This is a genomic window from Arthrobacter sp. A2-55 (assembly GCF_025548615.1).
Classification (GTDB): domain Bacteria; phylum Actinomycetota; class Actinomycetes; order Actinomycetales; family Micrococcaceae; genus Specibacter; species Specibacter silviterrae.
The window spans coordinates 41,942-56,333 of the sequence record NZ_JAJLOZ010000020.1 but is presented as its reverse complement, the minus strand read 5'-3'; the positions used below and the strand labels follow the sequence as shown (position 1 = coordinate 56,333).

16 protein-coding genes are annotated in these 14,392 nt (G+C 63.9%); 7 read left to right on the top strand and 9 right to left on the bottom strand.

What is annotated here, in order from left to right; genetic code table 11:
* The 3 genes from LPN03_RS07710 to LPN03_RS07700 all read left to right on the top strand — a co-directional run.
* On the top strand, positions 1-494 hold a 494-nt coding region (locus LPN03_RS07710), incomplete at its 5' end, for a DUF1801 domain-containing protein (RefSeq protein WP_316255732.1).
* A gap of 69 nt (positions 495-563) precedes the next feature.
* Positions 564-860, top strand: coding sequence for a hypothetical protein (locus LPN03_RS07705; protein ID WP_262453797.1), 297 nt, complete (start codon positions 564-566; stop codon positions 858-860).
* A 518-nt stretch (positions 861-1,378) separates the two neighbouring features.
* Positions 1,379-1,960 carry a GNAT family N-acetyltransferase gene (locus tag LPN03_RS07700; RefSeq protein WP_262453796.1) on the top strand — a complete coding sequence of 194 codons (582 nt, stop codon included), beginning with the start codon at positions 1,379-1,381 and terminating at the stop codon, positions 1,958-1,960.
* Between the two features lie 105 nt (positions 1,961-2,065).
* Here LPN03_RS07700 and LPN03_RS07695 read toward each other — a convergent pair whose 3' ends face one another.
* On the bottom strand, positions 2,066-2,323 hold the full coding sequence (locus LPN03_RS07695; RefSeq protein ID WP_262453795.1) for a Txe/YoeB family addiction module toxin: 258 nt from the start codon (positions 2,321-2,323) through the stop codon (positions 2,066-2,068).
* Between the two features lie 17 nt (positions 2,324-2,340).
* Here LPN03_RS07695 and LPN03_RS07690 point away from each other — a divergent pair, with 17 nt between their 5' ends.
* A complete protein-coding gene (locus LPN03_RS07690; protein ID WP_262453794.1) occupies positions 2,341-2,607 on the top strand; it encodes a hypothetical protein in 267 nt (88 codons plus the stop codon).
* Between the two features lie 418 nt (positions 2,608-3,025).
* Here LPN03_RS07690 and LPN03_RS07685 read toward each other — a convergent pair whose 3' ends face one another.
* Both LPN03_RS07685 and LPN03_RS07680 read right to left on the bottom strand, forming a co-directional pair.
* Positions 3,026-5,416 carry an excinuclease ABC subunit UvrA gene (locus LPN03_RS07685; RefSeq protein WP_262453793.1) on the bottom strand — a complete coding sequence of 797 codons (2,391 nt, stop codon included), beginning with the start codon at positions 5,414-5,416 and terminating at the stop codon, positions 3,026-3,028.
* 68 nt (positions 5,417-5,484) lie between these two features.
* Positions 5,485-5,841: a VOC family protein gene (locus LPN03_RS07680; RefSeq protein ID WP_262453792.1), complete on the bottom strand. Its 357-nt coding sequence runs from the start codon at positions 5,839-5,841 to the stop codon at positions 5,485-5,487.
* A 112-nt stretch (positions 5,842-5,953) separates the two neighbouring features.
* Here LPN03_RS07680 and LPN03_RS07675 point away from each other — a divergent pair, with 112 nt between their 5' ends.
* A complete protein-coding gene (locus LPN03_RS07675) occupies positions 5,954-6,568 on the top strand; it encodes a class I SAM-dependent methyltransferase (protein WP_165180771.1) in 615 nt (204 codons plus the stop codon).
* On the opposite strand, the gene LPN03_RS07670 is transcribed toward LPN03_RS07675, so the two are convergent.
* From LPN03_RS07670 to LPN03_RS07650, 5 genes are all read right to left on the bottom strand, one after another.
* Positions 6,534-7,076, bottom strand: coding sequence for a GNAT family N-acetyltransferase (locus LPN03_RS07670; protein WP_262453791.1), 543 nt, complete (start codon positions 7,074-7,076; stop codon positions 6,534-6,536). The two genes, LPN03_RS07675 and LPN03_RS07670, sit on opposite strands and share 35 nt — an antisense overlap.
* Positions 7,077-7,092: 16 nt before the next feature.
* Positions 7,093-7,527, bottom strand: a complete 435-nt coding sequence (locus tag LPN03_RS07665) for a GNAT family N-acetyltransferase (RefSeq protein WP_165180770.1) — start codon at positions 7,525-7,527, stop codon at positions 7,093-7,095.
* Positions 7,524-8,258, bottom strand: a complete 735-nt coding sequence (locus tag LPN03_RS07660) for an aminoglycoside phosphotransferase family protein (protein WP_165180769.1) — start codon at positions 8,256-8,258, stop codon at positions 7,524-7,526. The genes LPN03_RS07665 and LPN03_RS07660 overlap by 4 nt, the downstream gene beginning before the upstream one ends.
* A gap of 132 nt (positions 8,259-8,390) precedes the next feature.
* Entirely contained in the window at positions 8,391-8,933 is a 543-nt protein-coding gene (locus tag LPN03_RS07655; protein ID WP_165180768.1) for a GNAT family N-acetyltransferase, read from the bottom strand.
* A gap of 115 nt (positions 8,934-9,048) precedes the next feature.
* Complete coding sequence (locus LPN03_RS07650; RefSeq protein WP_262453790.1) at positions 9,049-11,859, bottom strand: aconitate hydratase; 2,811 nt, start codon at positions 11,857-11,859, stop codon at positions 9,049-9,051.
* Between the two features lie 216 nt (positions 11,860-12,075).
* Here LPN03_RS07650 and LPN03_RS07645 point away from each other — a divergent pair, with 216 nt between their 5' ends.
* Together LPN03_RS07645 and LPN03_RS07640 are read left to right on the top strand one after the other, a co-directional pair.
* Positions 12,076-12,729 carry a peptide deformylase gene (locus tag LPN03_RS07645; RefSeq protein ID WP_410468571.1) on the top strand — a complete coding sequence of 218 codons (654 nt, stop codon included), beginning with the start codon at positions 12,076-12,078 and terminating at the stop codon, positions 12,727-12,729.
* Between the two features lie 31 nt (positions 12,730-12,760).
* Entirely contained in the window at positions 12,761-13,645 is an 885-nt protein-coding gene (locus tag LPN03_RS07640; RefSeq protein WP_262453789.1) for a putative RNA methyltransferase, read from the top strand.
* 74 nt (positions 13,646-13,719) lie between these two features.
* Here the strand turns inward: LPN03_RS07640 and LPN03_RS07635 are convergent, their stop codons facing one another.
* The gene (locus tag LPN03_RS07635) at positions 13,720-14,382 is read right to left on the bottom strand and encodes a YczE/YyaS/YitT family protein (protein WP_205677972.1); all 663 of its coding nucleotides are present in this window, start codon (positions 14,380-14,382) and stop codon (positions 13,720-13,722) included.
* Between the last annotated feature and the right edge of the window lie 10 nt (positions 14,383-14,392).

Below are 14,392 nucleotides of genomic sequence, written 5' to 3'. Positions count from 1 at the left end.
TGACTAGTGGGGAGATGGGCAAGCGGGAAGTTCAAAACCCGGGCTTGGGCTCAGAGGAGCCCGCAGGCAGCGCGTTCACGCTGCCGGAAGCCATGACCGGCAAGGCAAGCCCCGCGAAGGCAGCGGTCGGCGACAAGCCCGTCTTCGCATACATCGCCAGTCTGCCTCAACCGCAGCGTGGCGTCGCTGAACGCCTCGACGCTCTGGCGGCCAAGACGCTGCCGAACCTCCAGCGCTCCGTGAAGTGGGGGATGTCGTACTACGGCGTCGGCGACGGGTGGTGCTTTTGCTGCGGCGGCTTTGCCGGCCACGTCAAGCTCATGTTTATCAACGGCGCGGCGCTTGAGCCGGTACCGCCGGTGACACCGATGGGGATGGGCAAGTCAACGCGGGGTGTGGAGCTCGAATCCGTGGACGACATCGATGAACGCCAGATTGCGGCGTGGATGACTCAAGTCGCGTCCGCGCCCGGAGTTGGCGGCAAGAAGCACTGAACCCGACGCTTGCCTCGGCGGCAAGCCGTCGCCCGCAAACGCAGTGCCTGTCAGCGATTGGTCCTGTGGGTGAAGGCCACGATCTTCTGTCCTGATCTGGTGGCAGACTCCGATGGGCGCGAAGTGGGCAATGGTAAGTTGGGCGATGTGAACAGCAGAGTCTGGCGCATCGCCCTCATTGCCATCGGTTTGATCGCTGTGATCATCGGTGGAGTATTTGCCGGCCAGGGAATGAACCTGATCCCGGGAAGTTTCATGACCGGTAACCGGATGTGGCTCTCCATTGGGCTGATCGTCGCGGGGGTCGGGGTCATCCTTGTGGTTCTCGGCCTGCGCCTACCCAAGTCTGGACGACCTAGCAAATAAGGGTCAGGTGGGCGGCACGTCTGGGTATGTCCCGGATCTGGTTTCGGGGCAAACACAAGCTCCGGGAGGAACTGGGCTCATCGGTGTGGCGGATCGAGAAGTCCGGGCGGTAGGAATGGTGGGGGAGTGGTGCAGTCCAAGTGGTCCTGAACGGCTGCGATGAGATGCCGGTGACATCCGGGCCAAAATCCAGCGACAGTAGGTATTCCGGTAAACTTCAGGAATCAAGTCTGATGTGGCGTTGATTTGTCGGCTCCACCAGAGGTCCTTGAGTCGGGCCACACATCTGGTGAGTCAGCCAACTTGAAACGAACCTAGCCGACGCTTCAACGACTTTGAGATTGCGTCACTTTAGATGAGGCAGAATACTGGGCCCCCGATACGCGGTTCGGGTGAGTTACTTTCAGGTTGATGGGGAAAAGCGTTATCCGATCCCTCGCAATTCGCCGGCGTGAGCGGGCTGGCTTGCATCAATGATGTCAATGGGTAAATGCGGGAACCTTGCTAAGCTGCGTTCCATGCTCAAACTCGCAGACCCGGCCGCCACGTTTCACAAGTCATGGATAGAAGCAAAAACGGAATGGCCCGACGGCCACCAGGACGGCTCGGGCATCCGCCTTGGCGACCGGTTCGAGACGACTGAGGAGTTCGAGGCCTGGATAGAACGCCTGACTATGCCTGAGGATCCCGCGATGTTGTTCAGCGGGGTGCAAGTTGATACGAGCAGGTTCTGGATAGTAGAGCACGAAACCTACCTCGGAGCGATCGAACTCAGGCACGTTCTAACGCCTTTCATGCTCGAAGCGGTCGGCCACATTGGCTATAACATTCGGCCAACAGCTCGCGGACGTGGCATCGCTTCCTGGGCCCTCAAAGCTATCCTTCCTCACGCCCGCAGCATTGGACTGACACGGGTACTGCTTACCTGTGATGAACAGAACCTGCCATCTGCCCGAACAATAGAGAATAACGGCGGCGTCCTTGAAGATGTACGCAGTACCGAAATAGGCGTCAAGCGCCGGTACTGGATCGACCTGTCGGGCTACCCGTACGATCAAGAAGGCGAAGAATCAAGCCGCAGCGGAAGCATCCGCGCGTAGGCATCTAATTACCTGTGCGTCTGTGGCGCATCAACTAACTTCAAGTTGACATAATGTAGATTATCGGCGCAATCTGCGTCCTGCTGAAAACCACCTGGTTGCCGTCTACTCATAGTCGAATCGAGCCTGCAAGATGATCAGGTCGTCGCCGTCAACCAGGCAGACAAGACGGGGTTCTTCCGCCATGCGCCGTGACCAAGCTCCGGCAAACATGTAGCGCAACGGTTCCGGCTTGCCGATGCCGGTTGCGGGATCACGCAAGGCGTCGTTGATCAAGCAGTTGATTCTCTTGAGCATCGTCCTGTCAGCGCCACGCCAATACGCATAGACATCCCAGGCATGTGGCGTGAATTCGAGCCTCATTCGGCAAGGTCATGCTCATGGAAATTCCCGGCACTTGCCTGCTGGAGGCTCATCCAGGGTTTCAGTTCTGGGTGCTGCGTTTCGACGTTGAATGGCGGCATGAATATCTTGCAGCCCAGTGTCTGTCGCGATCAGAATCGTCTACTGAAAGTTATGCAGTTATCTGTCAGAATCCACCAGCGATTCTGACATATAACCATTCGATTGCCGAGGCCGATCCGGAGTTGGGAGCTCAAACGGTGGATTTGCGTGGAAATTGCGAGTCTCAGCGGATCGTGCGATGAGTTCGGGGCCATGACCGCATCTGTCCAATTGGTCCCCGGATACAGCCGTACAGGCTTGACACGGAGCCCTGGTTCCTCCCATTGATAACGTGGCCAGATGTGGGCGTGCAGGAAGGTGTCAGTGTTGCCCAGGATCTCAATATTCACACGAAGAAAGTCTGGATCCAGATGTGAACCTGCAATTTCGACAGCCTCGGCCAAAATGTCCACACTTGCTAGAAACGCTGCCCGCTAACGCTTGGGTAAGTCCGACAGCCGCTCAACCCCGGGGATATCCGTGATAAGCACCGAATATCCAGGCGGCCACTGAACGTCGCCAATCACCGCAACCCGGACTCCATCCGGGCCATCAACGTAGGGCCCTCCCCCGCTATGGCAGAACCAACACGATCCTTCTTCCAAGCGTTCACGTTGCCGTTCATGCACCGACGTAGGCGGCCAGGTGCTCCCCCGTCAGCGTCTCCCGGCCAGCCACCAGCTGGGCCGGCGTTCCCTCGAAAACTATCCGGCCGCCGTCGTGCCCGGCGCCGGGGCCCAGGTCGATGATCCAGTCGGCATGGGCCATGACCGCCTGGTGGTGCTCAATGACAATCACCGACTTGCCGGATTCAACCAACCGGTCCAGCAGGCCCAGGAGGTTCTCGACGTCGGCCAGGTGCAGGCCGGTGGTTGGTTCGTCGAGGATGTACACGCCGCCCTTCTCCCCCAGGTGCGTTGCCAGCTTGATGCGCTGGCGTTCGCCGCCGGACAGCGTGGTCAGCGGCTGGCCCAGGCTGAGGTACCCAAGCCCGACGTCGGACAGGTGGCCCAGGATTTTGTGGGCGGCGGGTATGCGGGACTCCCCCGTGCTGAAAAACTCCTCCGCCTCGGCCACGGACATGGCAAGGACCTCGCTGATGTCCCTGCCGCCGAGCTTGTAGTCCAAAACCGCTGCCTGAAAACGCATTCCACCGCATTCCTCGCAGGGCGTCGAGACGGTGTCCATGAAGCCCAGCTCGGTGTAAATGACCCCCGCGCCGTTGCAGACGGGGCAGGCGCCCTCGGAATTGGCGCTGAAGAGTGCGGGCTTGACGCCGTTGGCCTTGGCAAACGCCTTGCGGATCGGTTCCAGCAGTCCCGTGTAGGTGGCAGGATTGCTCCGCCGCGAGCCCTTGATGCCGGCCTGGTCGATGGTGATGACGCCCTCGCGGCCGGACACGGAGCCGTGGATCAGGGAGCTCTTGCCGGAGCCGGCCACGCCCGTGACAACGGTGAGCACGCCCAGTGGGATGTCGACGCTGACGTCCTTGAGGTTGTTGGCATTCGCGCCTCGGACCTCGAGGGCCCCGGACGGCTTGCGCGGCGCTTTCTTCAGAGATGCGCGGTCGTCAAGGTGCCGGCCCGTCAGGGTGCCGCTGGAGCGCAGACCCTCCACGGTGCCCTCGAACATGACCTCGCCGCCCCGGGTGCCGGCCAGCGGGCCCAGGTCGATGACGTGGTCGGCGATGGCGATCGCCTCAGGCTTGTGCTCCACCACCAGGACAGTGTTGCCCTTGTCGCGCAGCTGCAGCAGGAGCTTGTTCATCCGGGCAATGTCGTGCGGGTGCAGGCCGATGGTGGGCTCGTCAAACACGTAGGTGATGTCCGTCAGCGAGGAGCCCAGGTGGCGGATCATCTTGGTCCTTTGCGCCTCACCGCCGGAGAGCGTGCCGGCAGGGCGGTCAAGGCTGAGGTACCCCAGCCCGATGTCCACGAACGAATCCAGCGTGTCCGCCAGCGATCCCAGCAGCGGCGCCACGGATGGCTCCTCCAGGCCTCGGACCCAGGTCGCCAGGTCGCTGATCTGCATGGCACACACGTCCGCGATGTTCTTGCCGTTGATCTTCGACGACCGTGCCGGTGCCGCCAGCCGGGTGCCCCCGCACTCGGGGCACGTCTGGAACACCACGGCGCGGTCCACGAAGGCGCGGATGTGCGGCTGCATCGCATCTCGGTCCTTGGCCAGCATCGACTTTTGGATCTTCGGGATCAGGCCCTCATAGGTCAGGTTGATGCCCTCAACCTTGATCTTGGTGGGTTCCTTGTGGAGAAGGTCGTTGAGTTCCTTCTTGGTGAACTTGCCCAGCTTCTTGTCCATGTCGAAAAAGCCGGAGCCGGCAAAAATCCGTCCGTACCAGCCGTCCATGCTGTATCCGGGAATGGTCAGGGCGCCCTCGGAAAGGGACTTCCCGGCGTCGAACAGGGCGGTCAGGTCAAAGTCGCTGACGGCGCCGCGCCCCTCGCAGCGCGGGCACATGCCGCCGGTGATGCTGAAGGTGCGACGCTCCTTGACCGTCTGCCCGCCCTTCTCCAAAGTGACCGCGCCCGCCCCGCTGACCGAGGGAACGTTGAAGGAGTAAGCCTGCGGGGAGCCGATGTGCGGCTGCCCCAGACGGCTGAAGACTATCCGGAGCATGGCGTTGGCATCCGTGGCGGTCCCCACCGTGGACCGGGAATTGGCCCCCATGCGCTCCTGGTCCACCAGTATCGCCGTCGTCAGCCCTTCCAGTACGTCCACATCGGGGCGTGCCAGGGTGGGCATGAATCCCTGTACGAAGGTGCTGTATGTTTCGTTGATCATGCGCTGGGATTCGGCGGCGATGGTGCCGAACACCAGGGAACTCTTGCCCGAGCCGGACACGCCGGTGAACACCGTCAGGCGCCGCTTGGGGATCTCGACGCTGACATCCTTGAGGTTGTTTACCCGTGCGCCCTGCACGCGGATGGTCTCGTGGCTGTCCGCGATCCGCAGCGCCGCCGGCTGCCCGCCGGTGGTCGTGTCCGTGCTCATCCTGGCTCGATTCTCTTGGCCCGTTGCTTGCTGTCTACCTTATCCGCGGTAATGGACGACGGCGGCGCTCACCTGTCCTCCACCACGCCCAGGACATTTCCGTCCAGGTCCGTGACGCCGGCCACCCAGCGGGTGCCGCCGACGTTGTGTGCCGGCTCGGTCACGGTGGCCCCTGCGGCGGTCAGCTCGGCCAGCTTGGCCTCGATGTCCGCCACCTGCCAGTAGGCGACGGGCGACTTCATGGCCTGCGGGCCGCCGTTGGGCACCAGCCCGATCTGCTGGCCCGCCGCGTCAAAGCCGACGTAGTAGGGCGAGTCCGCCTGCGGTTCCATGCCCAGCAGGGCTGAATAGACCTTCTTGGCGGCCTCGAGGTCGCTGACGGGGTGCAGCACAATCTTGATTCCTTCGGTCGGTGAAGCGGCCATGATGACTCCTTGGTTTGGGGGCCTGCGCGGCCCCGGACTTGTTGATGGCTCCAACTTTAGGCGCGCCGCTGCCGGGGAGCTTCTTGAATCCTGCTCGACCTAAACTGGGGCCGTGAACGATCTTCAGCTGTTGGATTCCTACGCCAGACGCGCCCTTGATTACATTGGCCTCTTCGGCTCCATCCGTGCCGTCCACCCTGATGACCTCGCCCTCGTTTCCCACTGGGCCCGTGAGCTCCGGGGTCCGGTGCTGGACGCGGGCTGCGGACCGGGACACTGGGCCGGCCATCTTCATGCCATGGGCGTGGAAGTGTCCGGATTGGACCTGGTGCCGGAATTCATTGAGCACGCGCAGCACACTTTCCCGGACGTCCCCTTTACTGTCGGATCGTTGGCGTCAACAGGCCGGCCGGATGCGTCCTTGGCCGGAATCCTGGCGTGGTACTCGCTGATTCACCTCTCACCTGGCGAGCTGCCGGCTGTTCTAGCGGAGTTCCGGCGGTTGCTGGCCCCCGGCGGCAGCATGCTGCTGGGCTTCTTCGATGCGGACGCCGTTGAACCGTTCGACCACAAGGTGGCCACGGCATATCGATGGCCCGTCGACTCTATGGCGGCACAATTGGCTGAAGCTGGTTTCGAGGAGGCCCGGCGGGCGACCCGGCCCGGAGACGGAAACCGGCCGCACGCCGTGATCATCGCCAAGTTGGCGGGCGCACGGCTCTCATGAGTAGTCCTACACCACCGGAGAATTGGGCGGTGTGGAAGGAGGGCGCCCGTGCCGCCTCGGCAAAGCCCCACCGCCTGTGCAGCGCGATGGACGCGAGGTTGTCTGCATTGACCACATACCAGGCGGTTTCACTGCGCTGCCAGATCCAGTCGAGCCGGGCGTCCGTGAGCGCAGCGGCCACGCCCCGCCGTCGAACCTCCGGGAGCACTGTCACGCCGCCGAGGTAGTGGCCGGCAGGAGCTTCGCCGTCCGGGTAGCCCCAATGGTGCGTCTTGGCCCAGCCGGACATTTCCCCGGCCATGGTTGCAACCACTACCAAGCGCCCGGGATCCGATATGGCGAAAGCGAGAGAATCCGCGGTGTTGGCGGGCCGTCCCGCCTGGTTGTTGATGTTCAGGATGCCTGGGATGTCCGCGTCCGACGCCGGACGGACCGTCACGCGCAGGGGCGCCACTCCCCCAGCCTCGGGGGCAAATTCGGCAAAGCACCGGCTCTCCCGTGCCGGCACGCCCTCGAAACTATTTTTAGTCGAAGCGCACAAAAGTCCTCACCGTACCCCCTCGGAAGTCGCCCGTGTCCCGATAGCCCAGCGCCTCATAGAAGGATTTCTGACCTGGCCCGTCGTCAGTCAGCAACACCTTTTGGCGAACCTGCCGATACGGTTGGAGTGCGCGGGCCACCAATTCGCGGCCAATGCCGAGCCGCTGATAATCGGGGTGAATAAGCACGTCCTGCAGGTAGCATATGGTGGCACCGTCGGAGATGACACGGGCGAGGCCCACCAGGCGGCCAGCCGCCCTGGCCAAAACGACGGTGGTCGAGCCGCGGAGTGCCGCTACCAGCGTCTGTGGCTCTTTCGTATAAGCCGACCAGCCGACCGAGCCGTACAGCTCCAGCAACTCCGCCAAGTCAGGCGTTGCCCCAGAGTCATATGCGAGAGCGGGCACGTCCTCCTTCATTTCTCATCCATCCTTAATGCAGCCAGGAACCGGGCGTCGCGAACGTACACGTCGGCGTCGTCGTCCAGTTCCGGCTTGCCGAGCTCAAGGGCCTTCTCGCGCGACAGGTCCGCCAGGTCCCACAACCTGATGACTGCCAGGCGGAGCACGTCGTCCCAGGTGGCGTCGGAGCCGTAGGCATCCAACATGACCTGGACACGCTTCCGGGCCTGGCCCATCCCGGGCGCTCCGGGCATGGGCTCCTGCGTCAATGGCACGGCGCGGGTGGCGAAATAGGCCAGGTCCCACAGACGCGGGCCGGGGGAACACATGTCAAAATCGATGGCGCCCACCACCCGACCATTGGCGAAGGCCAGGTTGTGCGGGGCAAAGTCGTTGTGGCAGATGACTTCAGCCGGCACCTTCGCCGGCGACTGCCACACCGCGTTGTCCAGGCCGAAGCCAACACTGGCGTCGTGCAGCTCACGGAGCCGGCGGGCGCCGTCGGCCAGCACGTGCTCCTCCCACACCCAGTCCGGAAGCGGATACAGCGGCACCTCTCCCCCCACGAAGGTCAGGCGCTCCCGCGTGCCTTCAATGCCGAGCGGCTGAGGGATCCAGTCCACGCCGGCCCGGACAAGGTAACGCAAATAGCGGTGCACCGTGGGCGTCCATGGCCCGGCATGCCGGGTCACGGTGTCGCCGTCGCGCTCCACGGCGTTCATGTTGCCGCCCGGCAGCAGTTCAGTCATGCTGGCCCCTGGTTCAGATTTATGGCGGATGGCGAGATGGACTATGGATCCCGATATATCGACCTCCAAAGGCCGTTTCGGCATCCTGCGCCCGGACAGGCTCGCCCGGCAGTGCTGACTGGCCCTCCCGGGCTATGAATCCGCGGCCGGGTTTTTGGCTACAAACAGTTCGCAGGTGGCGTTGTAGTACTTCTTGGACAAGCCCTTGGCCTTCATGCCGATGCGAAGGCACACATTTTGGGATGCTTCATTGGCGGGATTGGTGACAGCCACCACCCGCTCCAGCCCGTGGGCGAAGGCGTGCTCCAGCACAGCCTCGGCAGCCTCGGAAGCGAAGCCGCTCCCCCAGTAGTCGGGGTGCAGGTGCCAGCCGATTTCGACGTCGCCGGACGGCTTGAGCGGTTCGTCGCCTGAGGCCGGGATCGGCTTGAGGAGCAATGTTCCCACCGGCGCGCCGTCCTCCTTCCGGGTGACGGCCCAGATGCCGTGCACGGGGTGGTCGATGGCCTGGAATCGAGCCAGGCGTTCCTCCGCCTCGCTGCGGCTTTCCATGACCCTCGGCTCGTTGCCGATGAAGCGCTGCACCACCCAGCGGGAGTACAGGTCATAGACAAAATCAACGTCAGAGTCGTGCCATGGACGCAGTAAAAGTCGTTCCGTAGTTATGTTCTCCATCTATCCATCATGCACGGTGTGCACCCCTTCCAGCTTGTGTTCCAGCTTCCGTTTGCATAACAAAGTGTTCCGGGGCAACCATTGGCCGCGGGAATTCCACGCCGCGGCTGGCACCCTATTGGGCGTCCAAAAGCTGGCGCAGCACGTACTGCAGGATTCCCCCGTTGGTGTAGTACGCCTCCTCCGCTGGGGTGTCGATCCGCAGGGTGGTGGCAATGTCCCGCGTGCCGCCGTCGGACTCGATGCGGACCGTGACCTCGCGCGGCAGCGGGCTGGTGCCTGCCAGCCCGACCACCGAGTAGCTTTCCATGCCGGTCAGTCCCAGCGATTCGGCCGTGTCCCCGTCCTTGAACTGGAGGGGCAGGACACCCATGCCGATCAGGTTGGACCTGTGGATGCGCTCGAAGGACGCTGCGATGACGGCCTTGACACCCAGCAGCATGGTTCCCTTCGCGGCCCAGTCGCGGGAGGACCCTGAACCGTAGTCCGTCCCGGCGATGACCACCAGGGGCGTGCCCTCGGCCTGGTAGGCGTTGGAGGCGTCGAAGATGGTCTCCACCGGGCCGTCGGCGGAGCGCCTGGTGAAGCCGCCCTCGACGCCGGGCACCAGCAAGTTGCGCAGCCGGATGTTGGCGAAGGTGCCGCGGATCATCACATTGTGGTTGCCGCGCCGGGAGCCGTAGGAGTTGAAGTCGGCCTGCGCCACCCCAATTTCGAGCAGGTAGGCACCGGCAGGTGAGGACTTCTTGATGCTGCCGGCCGGGGAAATGTGGTCGGTTGTCACGGAATCCCCCAGCAGGGCCAGCACCCGGGCGCCCACAATGTCCTGTACGGGTTCCGATTCACGGGCCATGCCATCGAAGTACGGGGGCTTGCGGACATAGCTGGACTCCTCGGACCAGGCAAACATGTCCCCCTCCGGCACGTGCATGCCGCGCCAATTGTCGTCGCCGTGATAGACGTCCGCGTATCCGTCCGTGAACATTTGCGCCTCGAGGCTGGCGTTGACCACTGCCTTGATTTCCGCCGTCGTCGGCCAGATGTCCTTGAGGTAGACAGGCTGGCCGTCCGAGTCGGTGCCCAGCGGGTCCTTCAGCAGGTCCACGTGCATGCTGCCGGCCAGGGCGTAGGCAATGACCAGGGGCGGGGAGGCAAGGAAGTTCATTTTCACTTCGGGGTGGATGCGCCCTTCAAAGTTGCGGTTTCCGGAGAGGACCGCCGAGACGTTGAGGTCGTTTGCGGTGACGGCCTGGCTGATCGCGGGGATGAGTGGGCCGGAGTTGCCGATGCAGGTGGTGCAGCCGTAGCCCACCAGGTCGAAACCGAGCTTTTCCAGGTACGGGGTGAGCCCGGCGCGGTCAAAATAGTCGGTGACGACGCGGGAGCCCGGCGCCAGGGTGGTCTTGACCCAGGGCTTGCTGGAGAGCCCGCGCTCCACGGCCTTCTTGGCCAGCAGCCCGGCCCCGATCATGACTGACGGATTGGAGGTGTTGGTGCAGGAGGTGATGGCGGCAATGACCACGTCGCCATGGTCCATGGTGACGGATTGCCCGTCCAGCATCACTTGGGCTGGATTGCTGGGCCATTCAAGTTCGACGCCGTCGTCCCCGGCTGAGTCCTGGAAGGTGCGCGGCGGCTCGTCGCGGGGAATCCGGGAGCTGATGGCCACCGGGTCGCTCGCAGGGAACGACTCATCGCCGGCGTCGTCCAGGCCTCCGGCCAGCACGGCAACCTCCTGGGATTCTCCGGCCAACAGCCCGCGAACGGCCCGCTTGGCGCTGCGCAGCGGAATCCTGTCCTGGGGGCGCTTGGGGCCGGCGATGGAGGTTTCCACGGTGGCCAGGTCCAATTCCACCACCTGGCTGTAATCCGGCGTGTGGTTCGGATCGTGCCACATTCCTTGTTCCTTCGCGTACGCCTCAACGAGCTTGATCTGGTGCTCGCTGCGCCCTGTCAGCCGCAGGTAGTCCAAGGTCTCGGCATCGATGGGGAAGATGGCGCAGGTGGAGCCGTACTCCGGGCTCATGTTGCCCAGGGTGGCGCGGTTGGCGAGGGGCACGTTTGCCACGCCCGGGCCAAAGAAGTCAACGAACTTGCCCACGACACGGGTTTTGCGGAGCAGTTCCGCCACGGTGAGCACCAGGTCGGTGGCGGTGGTGCCCTCGGGCAGCTCGCCGGTCAGCTTGAAACCCACCACTTGGGGGACCAGCATGCTCATGGGCTGGCCCAGCATGGCGGCCTCCGCCTCGATGCCGCCCACGCCCCAGCCCAGCACGCCCAGGCCGTTGACCATGGGCGTGTGCGAGTCCGTGCCCACCAGGGTGTCCGGATAGGCCTGCACGACGCCGTCGTGCTCGCGGGTGAAGACCACCCGGGCCAGGTATTCGAGATTGACCTGGTGGCAGATCCCCGTATCCGGCGGCACCACCAGGAAATCGTTGAACGACTGCTGCGCCCACCGCAGCAACTGGTAGCGCTCCTGGTTGCGCTGGAACTCAAACTCGGAGTTGATGGAAAATGCGCCAGGGACGTTGAACACGTCGGCAATGACGGAGTGGTCAATGACCAGCTCGCCCGGAATCAGCGGATTGATCTTCTTCGGGTCACCGCCCAGCTCCGACATGGCGTCCCGCATGGCCACCAGGTCCACCACGCATGGGACGCCGGTGAAGTCCTGCATGAGCACCCGCGCCGGGGTGTACTGGATTTCCGCATTCGCCTCCGCAGCCGGGTCCCAGCTGCCCACAGCGCGGACCTGCTCGGCGGTGACCAGCCTTCCGTCCTCATTGCGGAGCAGGTTTTCCAACAGGACCTTCAGGCTGTAGGGCAGCCGGGCCGAACCTTCAACGGCATCCAGCCGGAAGATTTCATAAGCCTGGCCGTCAATGGTGAGTTCACTGCGTGCATCGAAACTGTTGGAAGACATGTCGGTCCCTTTTCTCAGCTGCCCTTTTAGCCCACACTAGCCAGAACAAAATGTTTGGCAAGGGCGTGGCAGGGTCCCCTAAGTACGCAATGCCCGCGGCCCCTTGGCACAATGGGTGCAAATACTCGAACCACGGAGGGCAACCCATGGACATGGACCGCATACGGGATGAATGGAAGGGCTGCCCGCACGGCAGACTGCAGCCGGGGACTTCCCGTGGGTAGCCCCGCAGCGGGCAAGGTCCTGTTTACCGACACGCACGTGAGGGAAATGGTGGCCGCGGTCCTTGAATCGGAGTCCCTGCCGCCCATCGTGCAGGCCGGTCACCCCGTCCTGCGCGCCCAGGCTGTGCCGTTCACCGGCCAGATTGGCGACGCAGACCTGGCCCGGCTCATCGAACTTATGCGCGCCACCATGCACGCCGCCCCAGGCGTAGGGCTGGCGGCGCCACAGATCGGCATCCCCCTCCAGCTGGCCGTGCTCGAGGACCTGTACGATGTCCCGGCCGAAAACGCCGCCGCCCGCAGCCGTGAACCCATGGAATTTTTCGCCATCCTCAACCCGCACTACACACCCGTCGGGGCGGAGACGGCCTCCCACTACGAAGGCTGCCTCTCGGTGCGGGGCTGGCAGGCCGTGGTGGACCGGGCGGCGACCATTGACCTGGCGTTCGACGACGAGACCGGCTCCGCGCGCACGCGCCGCTTGGGCGGGTGGCAGGCAAGAATAGCCCAGCACGAAACCGACCACCTCTCCGGCACGGTGTACCTGGACAAGGCCCACACCCGCTCCCTGGCCTCCGACGCCGAATACGCCGCGTACTGGGCACGCCCCGGAATTGCGGAGGCGCAGGCGGTGTTGAACTTTTAGCCCTCGGTTCCGCCCCGCCTAGGATGGAGGCATGGAACCCAGCGCCGTCGACGCCCTGCTCTGCCCCGTGTGTGGGCTCGAATTCATGGAACCCCTGCCCGGGGAAACTGCCCTCAAATGCATTGATGGCCACAGCTTTGACATCGCACGCCAAGGGTACGTCAACCTGCTCACCGGGCACGGCACCAAGTTCTCCCAAGACACCGCTGACATGGTGGCCGCCCGGGATGCCTTCCTTGACGCCGGCCACTACCGGCCGCTGGCGGAAGTACTTGCAGCCATCGTGGGCAGCGCGCTCGCGGCCAGTGCCGCGCGCTCCCCCGGAACGACCCCCTTGCTGCTGGACGCCGGTACCGGAACGGGATGGTACCTGCAGCAAGTCCGGGAATCGATTCCGGTACAGGGCGCGGACACTTTTGCCGCCGTCGGCCTGGACATCTCCAAGTTTGCCTTGCGCCGCGCGGCCCGGCGCAACCCGGAAGCCGCCAACTTAGTCTGGGACCTGTGGCAACCGCTGCCGGTGGAGGCGGGGCGGGCGGACGCCGTGCTGGTTGTCTTCGCCCCCCGCAACGCGTCTGAATTTGCCCGCGTTCTCCGTCCGGAGGGGCGCCTGGTGGTGGTGACACCCAGGCCGGGGCACCTTTTCGAGATTGCGCAGGAGGCCGGGATGCTGGGGATCCAAGCGGAAAAAGAGGCCAACCTGGTTGAATCACTGGCCGGATACTTTGCCCTGGAGTCCGCCACGCCCGTGACCATCCCGCTCCTGCTGGCTCCTGCGGATGTCCGCAACGTGGCCCTGATGGGACCGGCCGGGCATCATGCCGCTGCCCGAGAGCTGGCCGGCACACTGGCGGGACTGCCTGAGTCCACCCGGGCCACCGCCGAATTCATCATCTCCACCTTCCGCCCCCGTTGAGGTTGGAGATAACCACCGATCCTAGGCGTGGTTATCTCCAACCTCAACGGGTGGGGGCGTGGTTATCTCCAACCTCAACGGGTGGGGGCGTGGGTGGCGGCCTGGTCGGACGCGCCTGCCTTCAAGTTCCGGCTGTGCAGATCCACGTGCAGCCACCTCAGGGTCAGCTGTGTGAGGGGACCCACGAACAGGGCAAACGCCGCCGTGCCCGCACCGACCACGCCGCCCATGAAGAAGCCAACCACCACCACTGACAGTTCCAGGCTGGTGCGGATCATCCACACGGGCTTGCCTGACACGCGGACCAGCCCGGTCATGAGGCCGTCGCGAGGGCCGGGGCCCAGTCCGGCACCAATGTAAAGGGCTGTGGCAAACGCCAGGATGAATAGCCCGGCAATGAACAGGCCGGCCTGGAGGACCAGGTGGTCTGCCTGGGGAATGACAGCCAGCCCCATGTCGGCAAAGATGCCAATGAGGATGGCATTGGCAATGGTGCCGAAGCCCGGCATTTGCTTGAGGGGAATCCAAAACAAAAGCACGATTCCACTGATGATGATGGTGCACCAGCCAAATGAGATCCCTGTGGTGCGCGACGCCCCCTGGGCAAACACGTCCCACGGCGAGGCCCCGATGTTGCCGCGGATCATGAGCGCCATGGCCGTGCCATAGAGGGCCAGGCCCACCAGCAGCCTCAGTAGGCGGACGGGAAGAAATTGGGTCGTGAAGAAACGGTGCATGAGTCAAGTC

Coding starts and splice junctions, on each gene's coding strand:
- LPN03_RS07700 (WP_262453796.1), top strand. CDS start 1,379: ATGCTCAAACTCGCAGACCCGGCCGCCACGTTTCACAAGTCATGGATA.
- LPN03_RS07695 (WP_262453795.1), bottom strand. CDS start 2,323: ATGAGGCTCGAATTCACGCCACATGCCTGGGATGTCTATGCGTATTGG.
- LPN03_RS07690 (WP_262453794.1), top strand. CDS start 2,341: ATGGAAATTCCCGGCACTTGCCTGCTGGAGGCTCATCCAGGGTTTCAG.
- LPN03_RS07685 (WP_262453793.1), bottom strand. CDS start 5,416: ATGAGCACGGACACGACCACCGGCGGGCAGCCGGCGGCGCTGCGGATC.
- LPN03_RS07680 (WP_262453792.1), bottom strand. CDS start 5,841: ATGGCCGCTTCACCGACCGAAGGAATCAAGATTGTGCTGCACCCCGTC.
- LPN03_RS07665 (WP_165180770.1), bottom strand. CDS start 7,527: ATGAAGGAGGACGTGCCCGCTCTCGCATATGACTCTGGGGCAACGCCT.
- LPN03_RS07660 (WP_165180769.1), bottom strand. CDS start 8,258: ATGACTGAACTGCTGCCGGGCGGCAACATGAACGCCGTGGAGCGCGAC.
- LPN03_RS07655 (WP_165180768.1), bottom strand. CDS start 8,933: ATGGAGAACATAACTACGGAACGACTTTTACTGCGTCCATGGCACGAC.
- LPN03_RS07650 (WP_262453790.1), bottom strand. CDS start 11,859: ATGTCTTCCAACAGTTTCGATGCACGCAGTGAACTCACCATTGACGGC.
- LPN03_RS07640 (WP_262453789.1), top strand. CDS start 12,761: ATGGAACCCAGCGCCGTCGACGCCCTGCTCTGCCCCGTGTGTGGGCTC.
- LPN03_RS07635 (WP_205677972.1), bottom strand. CDS start 14,382: ATGCACCGTTTCTTCACGACCCAATTTCTTCCCGTCCGCCTACTGAGG.